The 13,663-nt window shown below is 45.7% G+C and carries 10 protein-coding genes and 1 pseudogene; all 11 read right to left on the bottom strand.

Going from position 1 to position 13,663, the window contains the following annotated elements; genetic code table 11:
- Entirely contained in the window at positions 1–1,482 is a 1,482-nt protein-coding gene (locus HRM2_RS07375) for a hypothetical protein (protein WP_015903374.1), read from the bottom strand.
- A complete protein-coding gene (locus HRM2_RS07370; protein WP_015903373.1) occupies positions 1,466–4,789 on the bottom strand; it encodes a DEAD/DEAH box helicase in 3,324 nt (1,107 codons plus the stop codon). The genes HRM2_RS07375 and HRM2_RS07370 overlap by 17 nt, the downstream gene beginning before the upstream one ends.
- An 8-nt stretch (positions 4,790–4,797) precedes the next feature.
- The gene (locus tag HRM2_RS07365) at positions 4,798–6,255 is read right to left on the bottom strand and encodes a serine/threonine protein kinase (protein ID WP_015903372.1); all 1,458 of its coding nucleotides are present in this window, start codon (positions 6,253–6,255) and stop codon (positions 4,798–4,800) included.
- 2 nt (positions 6,256–6,257) lie between these two features.
- The gene (locus HRM2_RS07360) at positions 6,258–6,950 is read right to left on the bottom strand and encodes a PP2C family serine/threonine-protein phosphatase (protein WP_015903371.1); all 693 of its coding nucleotides are present in this window, start codon (positions 6,948–6,950) and stop codon (positions 6,258–6,260) included.
- Positions 6,951–7,619 (bottom strand): vWA domain-containing protein, encoded by a 669-nt coding sequence (locus tag HRM2_RS07355; protein WP_015903370.1) that lies wholly within the window; start codon positions 7,617–7,619, stop codon positions 6,951–6,953.
- Between the two features lie 328 nt (positions 7,620–7,947).
- Positions 7,948–8,169, bottom strand: a complete 222-nt coding sequence (locus HRM2_RS07350) for a DUF2188 domain-containing protein (protein WP_041273125.1) — start codon at positions 8,167–8,169, stop codon at positions 7,948–7,950.
- Between the two features lie 229 nt (positions 8,170–8,398).
- On the bottom strand, positions 8,399–9,283 hold the full coding sequence (locus tag HRM2_RS07345; RefSeq protein WP_015903368.1) for a hypothetical protein: 885 nt from the start codon (positions 9,281–9,283) through the stop codon (positions 8,399–8,401).
- Positions 9,283–10,536 carry an AAA family ATPase gene (locus tag HRM2_RS07340; RefSeq protein WP_232364219.1) on the bottom strand — a complete coding sequence of 418 codons (1,254 nt, stop codon included), beginning with the start codon at positions 10,534–10,536 and terminating at the stop codon, positions 9,283–9,285. Before HRM2_RS07340 ends, HRM2_RS07345 begins: the two co-directional genes overlap by 1 nt.
- A 309-nt stretch (positions 10,537–10,845) precedes the next feature.
- Positions 10,846–10,911 (bottom strand): annotated as a pseudogene (locus HRM2_RS28290) (hypothetical protein); the annotation flags it as partial.
- A 15-nt stretch (positions 10,912–10,926) separates the two neighbouring features.
- Complete coding sequence (locus HRM2_RS07335) at positions 10,927–12,108, bottom strand: restriction endonuclease subunit S (protein WP_015903366.1); 1,182 nt, start codon at positions 12,106–12,108, stop codon at positions 10,927–10,929.
- On the bottom strand, positions 12,105–13,616 hold the full coding sequence (locus HRM2_RS07330) for a type I restriction-modification system subunit M (RefSeq protein ID WP_015903365.1): 1,512 nt from the start codon (positions 13,614–13,616) through the stop codon (positions 12,105–12,107). Before HRM2_RS07330 ends, HRM2_RS07335 begins: the two co-directional genes overlap by 4 nt.
- Positions 13,617–13,663 lie beyond the last annotated feature (47 nt).

Below are 13,663 nucleotides of genomic sequence, written 5' to 3'. Positions count from 1 at the left end.
TTACTCCTGACTCCCTGCTATAAGCTCAACCCATTGTATGGAAAATTCTGCCCAATCAAGAGCATCTTTTTTTTCTATAAATTTACCCGAGGCATGCGCAACTGAATTGCGGTTATCAGCCAACTGATCAATCCCGGTAACAAAAGACAGTGAAGGGCAATGAAGAATCGGATGATCAGGATGCTCTTCCATGGAAAAAATCACCGTAGAAAAAAGGGCACGAAGGGATTGACGTGCATCTTGTTTCTGCCTCGCAGCCTTCCACATTTCCGATGCCCTTGTTTTATGGGAAAAGGCTTTAATTTCATTTTTTGAAAGGATTCCCTTGAAAATTAGCTCAAAGGCGAAGAACAGATCTTCATTCCCCCATTTTTTATTGATCCGAGACGGATTGCAGGGCCATTCAGCAAGCATCCATTTACAACAGCACTCTAAAACCTTTTGAGCTTGAGTGATCACGTCATCACAATCCTCAAAATTCTCTTTGCCATCTTCGAGTTCTTCCAACTTATATTTACGACGTAACAACGCGCCCAAATAGGCAGGAAGATTTGGAACATTCCCGACATCGGGATAATTTGCAAACACCTCGAATTCGACTTCTGTTTCCAGTCTGGTATTCATCTGTTCAAAGGTTTCCTTCTCATCAGGTTCTCCCAGATAAGAACTTAAGTAGCGGGCAAATCCCGTATTTTTTCGGGCCAGGGAATGCACATTTTTACGCATCCAGTCGGCCGAACGGGTAATTGCACAAGGATCGGAAATAGTCCAAAAATGAACGGGATCAAAAATGATCCAGCAAAAAACATATGCCGGTATCGGCTCCGTATCTATGAGTTCAATTTCACTTATTTGATATTCACGAAGCTCACCCGCCCATAAATCGTCCCTGACCTTTTGATTGTGTATGGTGTTATTGCCCAGTTGGATAGCCTCTCTGAGAATATTGATATTCGGCTGTTTCGGAACAGAACCCCCATATTTGATAATAAACGGCTCTTCCTTCCGATCATGATCCCGGCGCTGCCTGAACAGAAGGCGCCCGTTTCCTGAAACCGAAGAAGGTTCAACATAGGGAAGATGATCAACGACACGGGACCAGAGCGCACCATTGAGTGCATCCTGAAACACATAACCCGATTTTAAATCCTGCCTTGCCTGCACATCATCGTCAAGCCGTTTAAGGCCCTGGGACGTTAATTTCCCCCGGGAATCTACCCAGCCGTTGGGCACCAGTTGGGTGGCAAGAATGTATAGGATCAACTCTTTATCCACCCCCAGCCATTGGGCCATATCCGAAGTGTCTGTCTGGCCCACCTGCATCAAACCGAGAATAGTCCGCTGAAAAACATTCAGTCCGGCGCTATCGATGCCAGGTGCCAGCACCTGCCATATCCAAACCGGCCAGAGAAATGATCGGCTTTTATCAGGAGATCTTCTACCTTCCAGATAATTAAGATAACGGTTATTGTATTGTTCCATCGTTCCCCCCACACATCTGGTAAAATGCAGGCAGGGCAGCTACTGCAGCCTCAGCCCCCTGTGCCGTGGCCATGGCAGCATCCCCAACCAGAATCAGCAAACGCTGCTGGCGGCTCATGGCGACATTCAACCGATTATCCAACCGCAAAAATCCATAGGCCTTTGTCAATGCATCATCGTCTGTCTCGTCCACAGGGCCCTTGCTGGTTCGGACCAGAGAAAGCAGTACTACATCAAATTCCTTTCCTTGAAACGCATCAACGGTTCCGACTCTCAGCCGTTCGCGGGTATGATCCTCACCATTGAGTTTAATCCGTATGCCATCAGGCCCCTTTTCCGTCAGCCCTTCTTTAACCATTGCCTCCATAATGCTATCAACCTGGGCCCTGTAAAACGTGATGACGCCAACACTCAAATCCGGACAGGCCTCCATTATGATCCGGGCTTCCCTTGCAATACGACGCGCTTCAACGTCCCGGACTAAACTGCCGTTTCTCCGATGATGCTCACCTTCTCTGCCGGGCATGTCAATCCAACCGCAGACCTTCCCTTCATAGCCTGGTACCTTATGAGCGAATCGATCATCATTATCAAATCCCGGCTTCACTTCCGGAAGGTTATAAGGCACACGCTCATAAAACAATCTGCTGACAAACCGGCCCAGAGCAGAATGCATGCGAAATTGTTTATCCAGCATCACCACCCGCTTTGGCTGGCCCGGATTTTTTTCCATCTCCTTCAAAATTTCCATCATTCTTTGAAACAGACTGACCTTGAGCATTTCCTGCTGTGTTATCTCAAGCTCAAATTTTTCTACCAATTCATCTTCAACCTCAGGTCCCACTATATGAGGCAGCTGGCGGTGATCCCCAACGAGGACAATACGGCGTTTTGCCATGGCCATGGGCACCATCAAATCCAAAGGATTGGCCCGGGCTGCCTCATCCACGACCACAGTATCAAAACTAATGGAACTCTGGTGCTCCACCTGTTTCAAATCCGTTATCCTGTTGGATGCCGCCCCCTGGCAGGTTGCACCCAAAACGCTGGTATATTCCAACGCAGCTTTTTTAATTACACTGGGTGAACTGTTTAAGGTCGTAAGATAAGCGTCAAGTATAAGCAGGTATCCCAGGCTGCGGGAACTTTTAATCTGCTGCTCAATTTCTTCCTGGATATCGTCCAGCAACTCACAGGCTTTGTCGGGCAAGACCATCCTGATATGGCGGGGCCGATAATCAGGGATAAGCCGATCCAGCATAGCGGCTTTTAGTTTTCCAAGCCCCTGGAGCCGCGCTTGGCATACAGATACCTCACGGGAACAATGATTCAACAGGTCCAACTCAGACCGATCCATTGTTAATTTTTCGAGCTGCACCCAGTCAAGCAGACGCAGGCACTGCTCCGGGCCGTCATCCCCAAAGGCAGTCGGTGTTGTTCTCAACGCCCGAACCCGCTTGATCAGTCTTTCATTTCCCAGGCAGGCCTGTTCACCGTTTGAATCTGTATGGTGCTCATTCAAAAACGCCTGCCAGGCATGTTCTACCTTAGGAGACAGCCGTATTTGAAACGCCGACAATTCTTCCAAACACCTTTTTATTCGGGACAAAAGAGCCTGTTTTTCCTTATAGTCGGGCCGGGTCACCCGCAGCGTGGTCATCTCTTTTTTCAAACTTTTGAGTGTAGTAAAAACCGGTTCCCGGTCTATTTTTTCCTTTAGGCTTACGGACAGAATCTCAGATTTTTCTTTGCACCAATCCTCGATGGGGTCACTGGCCTGTCCCCCCGCTTTCCGATTTTTTCCCCCGACCTTAATCGCCGGCAAACCAAACACACGGGTTCGGGCTGTGACATTATCAACGGCATCATGCTGAAAACTGGAAAGAAGCACCTGGTGCTGTATGGGCATTCCTTTCATGGACAGGGCCAACTCTTTTTGCAGTGCAGTGATCACCTGGGTTTTGCCTGTTCCGGGCGGCCCGATAATAATCGCCACATCCGGTGTTTCAAAGGCCACTTTTATGGCCTGCCGCTGTTTGGGGGTTGGCTCGCCCTTAAATGTTTTACGGGCGGCAGGGCTTAATTTTCGGAGTTTTTTAGGTTGCTCAAAGGGCGTTGTCACCCCTTCAAGCAGGTAATGAAGCTGGGGCATGGGGTTATTGCGCTGCCGAATATTCGTAACCGCCTGATGCCGTCTTTCCCTTATTTTCCTGTAGCCGTGCATGGACATGCAGATAACGCCTTTCCCACAAGGCTTTTTATGCCATTGTGCTTCTATACGAAGAGTGACAATCTCATTGTCCATCTTTACCCACTCGCATAACCAGGGTTTGCCCTTGTCCTCTGCCAATCCGGTATCTTCGATGTTCATACTGCCGTCCAGCCAGTCGGGGATGTTCGGCATGACTTCCAGCAGTCCGTTTCCCGAGCTGTGTGCTCCCTTTTTCTTTAATTCATCTAACTTTTTGGAAAAATCTCTTCCGGAAGCAGGTTCCACCAAAAACTCCCATTCATCGGGTTCACTCCCCTTTTCAACCAGTTTGAACCTCAGCGCTCCAAGTTCCCGGGCCGCATTCAGGCTCAACGCCCACTCCATATTGCTGTACTGCTCCCAAAGCGTCATATATCCACCCTGGCTGCGGATCGCCTCTTCCAGGGCATGCCGATGAACAGGATTGGACAATTGACCGGCCACAGAGATATCAACAAACCGGAGCTCACCCTGGAGCAGCCTCAGGCCTGCCCCGCTGCGCCGGGTCCGGGTCAGTCCACTCATCTGCCAATAGTTGTCTATCTCATTTAAGGAGGCAATCCATTCACGGCCACGAATCTCAAGTGTATCCGTTCGTCCCCCGGCATATGAAGAAACAAACATACAGGGCTGCCCACGGCCTTCCAGAAAAAATTCATCTTCAAACCAACGTCGGGCGGCGTCTATGGAGTCTTCTTTGATTTGAGATGACCCGTAAAGCTGTCGGGCAATTTTATCGCTAAGCCCGATATCAAGATCAATTATGGTAGGTGAATCCGAAACCTCCACGCTTCTGACAAAAAACTGATTTTTCCGAATGGAAGTGAGCGACCAAAGCAAATGGCCCCGCCCTATTTTTAAAGACAGGTTCTGACGGGCTTCATCAGGTTTTACAGATTTTATCACATTGCCCTGTTGGAGATAGAAACCACCGGAATCCTCTATGAGTGTGACTTCTTCGCCAATTTTCCAGTCTTTTTTTTCAATGAATTTCCCTCCAGGGTCTATCAGCCGGACTATTTGCTTTGATAAGCCGTTAAATTTTCCAAGTTTCATAAAAACTCCTACCAGATAAATGTCCAGACAGGGTGAGAAAGAAAATCCGAATGATCTTCCATGCGTAAATGCAGGGCAACGGCATGACCTGATCGACTCTCGGATTTCAAAGTCTGCTGTCTTTTGATCTGGAACGGTTTTTTACCACCAGCCTTTTGAAGCTCGACAATTCCATGCATTGAGGGTTTTATAACCAGCCCTTTGTCTTTCAACTCAAGTGCACAGATTTTCGGGGATTCACGGTAAAGTTCAGTGCCCACAGCACCAATATGAAACGCCACTGTTTGTCCTAAATTTATGACTTGAACTTCATTGGTCTTAATCCAGCGGGGCTCATCAGGCAAAGCAGTGTCATTCATGAGATAATGCTTGAGCAATGCACTATTTTGCTTTGGCTGTATTGTATCGCAAAACGGGCATGCTTGATCTTGATTATAGATAAAGGATATTCCGCAGTCAGGATTGCAGCAGTCATGCATCAAGGCACAGGCGGCATCCAGGGCATCAGCCCAGGCAGCCATTGACGGGCGGGTCGACAGATCGTCACGCCCGGGACCGAAGCATTGATTAAACAACTCTCGGATCTGTTTTGTGGTTATAATATCAAGGGGCAGCCCTGATCCGGCCCAGGCATTGCTCTCATCGCTTTCATCATATATCCAGGGCAGTTCCCCCTCTAAGGCCCGTCTCATTTCAACGTCAGGGTCACCATCCTCCACAGCAATACCGGATTCAAAAGGATGGGTATGGGACAAAAATTTCATTGCAATCACAGCAAAACTCCAGCAATCCGTGGACATGTTGACCCCAGATTCCCCCCGGACAATTTCCGGTGCAGCATATCCTGGTGTATGCACATCTCCGTATCCTGAGCGCTCGCTGATGCAAATGTTATCACAGTCGATCAGCCAGAGCTGATGGTGCTCAACATCCTTGGAAACAAAAATATTTGCCGGAGACAGGTCCCCATAGGCAAGCCCTTTTGCATGAAGTCCTGCCAGGGTCCGGGAAAGTTCCGCCAAAAGTATGAGCCTTCGTTTTAAACCGCCGGTACTTTGATAGCCTTTAAGGGGTTCATCTTCATTCTCTGCCAGTTGAAGAAACGAGTGCTCCAGGGATTTTTCCAGAGATTCGAGCCCATCCATCAGCTCCATGATATATCCGTTCACACTGGCCGGCCGGGCAAGAATTTCAACAGGCCGGGCGATCTTCAATCCGGCAAAGTCCTGCCGCATAAGCCATTTGATATGCCGGGCCCAGTCTTTTCTTTTTGATGGATTTTTATCTGTCTGAATTTTTATCAGCACCCCGGGCAGATCTGTTGAGCAGACCGTTCCCTGCCCCCCTTCTCCCACCTTGCCGGTCAGGGTATAGCCGGTGCCTTTTCTGTCCTGCACCTTTCGGTTTCCTATCTTTTTTTTAGGGGACTCTTTGTTTTCAGCCTCTTCAGTTGCGATCTGTGTCATATTTATTTCCAAAAGATTACTGCTAAGGTTTTATCATCCGTGTGTCCCGGTGTAGGCCAGTTTTCCAATTGCTTCCGGATCCACTTTTTACCCCGCCTGCGGCTCATCCGCCCCATGGTTTTGATCATATAGGGAACAAATAAATCTGGCAGGACCAGGTCTTCACTGATTCCGTCGGTCATCAGCGCCACTCCCTGGCCGTTATTCCCCAGAAGAACTTCTTTGGTGATCCAGTCACTGTATCTGCGGGAAATACCCAGGCCGGTGGTTTCATTGGAAAAAGCGTGGCCATGCCTGCAGGATAGTTGCCCCTGTTCCTGGCCATGAAAGATCAGGGCACCGTCTCCCAGCTGGAACAATCGTGTTTGCCCGGCACTTTGTCCCCAAGCGATAAGGCAGGTGGCCACAGCATCATTGGGGTTTATCGATCCCAAATTATTCAGCCACCGTTGATAGATCATGAGAACAAGATCCCGGTCCGGCGTATCGAATGAAGCGTCTTTTAAGACATTAAGGGCAGCTTTGCACACGCATTGAGAGCCTATATCCGATTTTTTCCTGGACCCCATGCCGTCACTGACCACTGCCAGCCAGCCATGTTCCCACTGCCGGGTCAATACCGCATCCTGGTTGGGGATATTGTCAATGATATGCCCAACTCCCCTTACAGAAGCAGAGAAAATCCGTAACCCCATTTAAAAATCCAGATCCAATTCATCATCAGGGATTTCTTCATATTCGATTTGAATGGGTTGATTCGGAGCCGAGCTGCGCGAACGGCTGGTAACACTCATGCTCACCGCACGGAAAAACCGGATGATGTCCCTTGCACCATTGGCCCTGAAAACAGGTGTTTCAGGATCATTGATAAAATCTTTGAGCATATTTTCATCCGCATCACTGCCGATGGCCATGGCCATCCGGGTCGCTTTCTGCGCCCTTTCAGAGCCGCGAAGGGAAGAAAAAGCGGCCTCCCAGTCATCATTTGGGTAGCCGTCAGATACAAGAACAATTACCGGCCGATACGCCCTGGAAGGAATCTTTTCTTTATCTTCGATCAACTCTTTGGCAATCCTGAACGCACCTCCCATGGGCGTCATTCCATGGGCCTGCAGATCTGAAAACCCGGAAATAGTATGGGCACAGGTCAGCGGTAGATGCTCTTTTGCACCGTCCCCGCCGAATGTAATCACAGACAAATGAATTTCTGCATTCAGCCGGCTTTCACCGGAAAAGGTATCAATCAGATCCCTGAGCGCCTGATTCATGGCATCAATTTTCCCGTCAACACTCATGCTCCCGCTGGTATCCGCAAGAATTATTACCGGAATGGGCCGGGCTGTTCTAGCAGCAAATTTTTTCATTTTTTATCCTTTACCTTTCAATGAAATTTCATTTGGCGTAATGCAGAATATACCGTCAAAGAAATTTGAATTACTAATAGATCGTATGCCACGGCTTTGGCATAACCCCCTTAAAGACAAGGGAGTATGCAGACATAGAATCGTCTTTTATTTCGCCGCGAATACTATGAGGTTAAAAGAACTATGTCAACGATTCTTAAAACATTTATCCCTGTGGGTTGGCCGCTGTGTTGAAGGCTGAAAAATCCATAGGCAGCCGTCTGTGGCAACCGGTTGAAAATACACCAAAGGGCCAATCGATGATTCCCCTTTGGTGCATTCCTTATTCCTACCCTTTGGGCGGAAACGGATCATTTCCATAAGAGTTCTTTTCTCTTATCTGACCGTTTCTGCCATGGATGAGAAGTTCACCCTGCTGGTTCTGGGCAATCTGCCGTCCGGCGTCAATGGCTCCCTGCTGGGTTATGTGTAAAGAAGTGGCCCGGGAATTTCCGGCCCCCTTGACTGCCCATTGATCCCCATGGGGAACGATATGCTGGTTCTTGCTCATGTCCAATCACCTCCTTTCGTAAATTATTAACTAAAAAGGAGATATTGCCAGGAGCGTGCCAGGTTTACTAAAAATCATGAAAGGCGAGAGGAAATCTTCAGAACATCCTGATTATAAAAGAAATAAAAGACAATTCAAGTTATGAAATTCTCATTTTTAGAAAAAAAACAGCAGGTGCAGATATAATATTTTTTATTCAGACATAAACTTTATTACCTACGTTCAATTTCTACGACGAGCATATCGTGAAATCAGTGGTCTTATTTTTACACAGGGACCACCATTCTTTGTAGGTGTCATCAGAAAGCCGGGTTATTAAAATTTTATCAGGTCCGAACCCGAGGCGCTCATCAAGGCCTTGCCCAAAAAGTACACCACCGATGTTTGTTAAAACAAAGCGATCATGAAGTTTATCCTTTGGCCAGACGACTACCTCCAGTCTCATACCAGATGGGATTATCGGTTTGATATGTCTCAAACACTGATTTTCCAGATAGCCCACAGAAACACTATCACCTGTATGATAAACAACCTTTGCGATACTTGGCCCATGAGTTCTCTTTGAGAGCATCTCCATAATTTCTGATAACACATTCTGAAAACGCTGTGTTTCCGGTTTAAAATTTCTGTCAACCAGAATGATTTCAGATGCACAATTCAGCATGGACCTTATTTGCTGCACCATAACTTTGTGTTCTCTATCCACGGATACATCTTTGGGAACTGTCCAGAGAGGCTGATCTGCCAAGTCCAGGTTATTTACCAGAACGAACTTTTCATCACCTTCATATTGATCTGCAATAATCGCCCTGAAAGGCCTTTCACTATGGACATTGATAACAAATTGCAACCATTCACTTCCGTCAAAGGCAGGGTGGTTATTACGCTTGTATAACGCCTTTTTAAAAAGGTTTTTTACGGCATTTTGCATTGTTTTACGCATGACAGGTTTATTTTCAGAAACCTTGATAACTTCGAATACCTGTCGCTGCCAGATTTTTTTGGGGATTTCGGAAAAAAGACGACCTTCCTCTTTGCCGAAAGTATGTTGAAGCGTTTGAATAAACGTAGCACTTGAAAACAACTCAGGAGAAACAGCATACTCATAAATCATTAAAAAAACAACTCCTCGTCTCTTTCTTCAAAAAATCCTTTTGGCCATTCCGTCTCAAAATCACCGGTATCATCGACATCAAGTTTTAGAACTTCAAGCCCGGAATCTTTTTTATCGAGATACAAGACTGATAATTTGTCAGATGTAAATCCATCTACCCCGGGAGGCAATTCATTTTCAGTCGTTTCGCGTATCCGGCGCAGCAATCTAAGAATTAAATGCTCACTATGGGTTTCTATTAAAAAACAAGCATCGTTTTCATTGACCCTGGCAATAAACAGATCCCCCAAAGCCACCTGAAGGGCCGGGTGGATATGCAGTTCCGGCTGTTCCATTGCAATGATTCCCTCACGAGAAGAAAGAGACGCCACAATAACAGGAAGGACCTGGGAAATGCCAACACCAATATCCTGGGGATGAACCTCAATCCGGCTGAATTCTTCTTTCAATACCAGTTGAGTTTTTACAGGGAAACGATTGAGTTCATTGGGTGCAAAATCCTCTTCAATGATATCCCCACTTTGAAGGCTTATTGCAAGGGGACTGTTGACATCCAATTCATATGTTTTTTTTAATTCAACTCGGTAACCGGTATTGAACTTATCTTCCCTTGAAATCCATTTGTTCAGCTCTGCAATAAACGCCTCATCAGATTTATACAAAAAATCCCAGGCAGCAAGGCCGTTTGACCAGCGGGATTCGTCATAGGTTATTGAAGGATGGAAATTTCTTTTTGGGACTTCCCGGATCGGACCGATGTATTTAAATTTTCTTAAAACATCCCTTACCATTTCACCGGGCCCGACGATAAGCGAGCTTGCGATCGCCGTGAATATCGTTTGATCTTCCCAGTCAATATTCAACAAAAGATTATTTGAACTAAATCCCAGAGACCGCCCCCATACCGGCATTGCCGATTGAGTCTGGCTGGTAATCCCAATGGGCTGATGCAGATCATACCCACCCGCTTCATCCCGGCTAAACTCAAGAAAAAGCGGAAACATGGGGCCAAGCTTCTCAACGTCCGGATCACCTTCCCCCTCAAACAATTCTTTTAATGTTCTTATGATTTCATCGTTTGTTGTCTCTGGGTCATGGAACACAGGATGAAGCATATTAAAATTTGAAAGACTAATTTGACGCCCATCTTCCGAAGTTTCTATTTTTGCAAGTTCCTTGCCTGAGATATCGACGCGATAAGACTTCAAGATTGGCCTTTCGGCCACCGCGCTCCATTTAATTACAATTTCCACCCAGCAGCTATTCACCCGGGCCGGAATCTCATAAAAATCAGACTCAAAATAGTGGGCAGCCCCTGTATCATCCTCAACCCAATCCCGATATTCAGGAAGCTGATCCGCTTCAATATCAAGCTCAAACTTCATGATAACAGGACGGGAAAGTTCATGATTGTGCACCAGATTTTTAAATCCCCCGAGATCCAGATTTTCACCGCCGGTCAATGTCCTATCCGGATCGACATTCCCCCGTTCAAAGATTTCCCGTGCGTAATGCAGTGCCTGGACAATTGTGCTTTTACCGGCACTGTTGGGACCAAACAAGAGGGTGACCGGTTTGAAATCAATATGAACAGGCTTACTGATTCCCTTAAAATTTTCGATGGTCATGCCGGTTAATTTCATTTATAGATCTCCACGGAATGCTCTTTGAGTAAGCGAATTGAAAAGATGTTCTTGGTTTGTTAATTTATCAATCATCTTATTTTTTATGGACTCAAGCTTAGCAGCTATTTCACAAAATTCTTTTTGCAGACTCATTGGCGGGACTAACGCACTAAAATTTTTTAATTGCGTCATATTTATTGAGGCTACACCGGTAGTTTGTTTAGCCGAGCTTAAAAAATATCTTTTACCACGCGCACTTCCAATCTGTTTGCTTAAGTATTCAGGAAGAATCCTTTTTTCATCTGGTCTTACTCTGAATATGTGATTCTGATGAATGCAGGGATTAATTTCCCCTTTCCATACTGCTCCTCGGCCTAACTTATCCGGGTCGCCACCCTCTGTAAGCAGAAGATCGCCAACATTCAACTGAAATTTTTCTACATCAGTTTCCAGCACCTCTATTTCTTTTAAATCATCAATAATTATATGGCCATCCTGGACATTTGCGACTCTCATATATGGTACGGCTATTGTTTTTTTGCCATCTAATTTACGTCCTTTAGTTACCCCAGATTTCAACTCAGATATTTCAGACAATTTATATTCTGGCCATCCCTTCGGATTGGTAACCGGATCACCAAACATATATAGAAAGACAGACTTCAAAAACTCATCAGCCAGCTCTATTGCTTTTTCCCGTTTCCGGCGGATGGCATCTGCCTTGTCAAGGATTGCTGCAATGCGCTTTTGCTCTTTTATTGGTGGGAGAGGAATCTTTGTATCTTTTATAATAGTTTGGCTTATATTGGGCTGCCCGCCACCAACTTTTCTGCTCAATAAAACAGGGACAGCGTTTTGAAGAGCATAAAAAAGATAACGATTGTCAGCTCTTTTACTATCTGGAATTATATTACATATAGCTTGATTAGTAGCGGCATCCACACCTAACATAGCAACTCGCCCAATAGTAGCCCCATACATAGCTACTAAAATTGCTTTGTTCGATATGATTTTAGCACTTGAATTTTCTATGGCTTCAGCGCTAATTTTTTCTTCCGAATCATAAATTATATCCTCTTTCAACTCACCCGATTTAATCCATGGGATACTCCCCTTATAAAACTCTAAATTTCTCCTTGATGGGGTTCCACCACTACCTGTTTTACAAAAATCTGAAATTGAGATTTTTTCATAGTTCATCCCAACATCCCCTCCAACTCATCCATATCTGCCAAAATCTCTTTTTCAAGATCCTTCATCCTGGCAAGAATGTCCTTAGGCGGTTCATACTCATCTTCCTCATAAACAATTTCTTTGTACCGGTTTATGGAAAGATCGTATTTATTGGCCTTGATTTCATCCTTTGAAACAAAGAAAAATTTCTGGGTTTTGTCCGTATCTTTTTGGGGATCCTTATTTTTCCACCGTTCAATTACATCGGGAATATCATTTTTTTCAACTTTAACCCTTTTATCATCCAGGGAAAAACCGTCAGCAGTAAGATCATAATAAAAGACATCATCTGTTTTACCGCCTTTGGTAAAAATTAGAATTGCCGTGGAAACTCCGGCATAAGGTTTAAAAACACCTGACGGAAGTGAGATAACGCCTTCCAACTGATTTTCTTCAACAAGAGCTTTTCTTAAGGCCACATGGGCTTTGGACGAGCCAAAAAGGACCCCATCAGGCACAATGGTGGCTGACCGGCCACCCAGCTTCAGCATCTTTAAAATCAGGGTGACAAACAACAGTTCTGTTTTCTTGGTTTTCACCTTTGAAAGAAGGGAGGGATGGACATCCTCAAAATCCAAACTCCCTTTGAACGGAGGATTTGCCAGGATGACATCAAATCCGTCTTCAGCAAAGTTCGGGAATTTTTCAGGAAAATTATTGCTCAGTGTATCCTGGTAATGGATGGTGGGGGAATCAATGCCGTGGAGCAGAAGATTCATAACAGAAATCCGAAGCATGGTGATATCAAAATCAAAGCCATGGAACATGCCATGGGTGATGTGCTTCCACTGGTGTGCTTCAAGCTTATCCCCGGGGAATGTTTTTTCACCGGTATCATGAGTAATGACCGCCTCTTTAGAGGTATAGTTTTCAAGTAGATACTCCATGACGGAGACAAGAAAGCCTGCTGTACCGCAGGCAGGATCGGCAACGGTTTCATCCGGTTTGGGATCAAGGATATCAACCATCATGCGGATGATATGCCGGGGCGTTCTGAACTGTCCGTTTATTCCGGCGGTGGTCAGTTTTCCCAGCAGGTATTCATACAGATCCCCTTTTGTATCTCCCCTGTCCAGGGGGAGGTCACCGATAAGTGTAACCGCGGAAGCCAACAACTGAGGCTTCTGGATCATTAGCTGGGCATCCTTCATATATTCTCCGAATGCCGTATTCTCCATGGCCGCAGTCTTAAAATGTGGGAATACCCTGTCTCGAACAAGGGGCAGCATTTCTTTTGCGCCCAGGTGGAAATAATTTGACCATCGAAGATCCTGTTCATCCGCCTTAAACACGGGCTTAAATTCTTTTTTGGTCCTTTTGGCTTTCTTTTCGTTTCTTCTTTCCGTCTCATCCAGGAGGCGTGAGAACATCAGAAAAGAGATCTGCTCAATTACGGTAAGAGGATTGGTAATACCCCCAGTCCAGAATTCTTCCCACAATTTATCAATTTTACACTTTAAATCACCGGTTATCATATCTTTTCATTCACCTTTACTTCTTTGAATTAACTACGTATTATCAA

Source organism: Desulforapulum autotrophicum HRM2, from assembly GCF_000020365.1.
GTDB lineage: Bacteria > Desulfobacterota > Desulfobacteria > Desulfobacterales > Desulfobacteraceae > Desulforapulum > Desulforapulum autotrophicum.
Note: the sequence above shows the minus strand (reverse complement) of the source record. Positions and strands in the feature narration are given on the sequence as shown.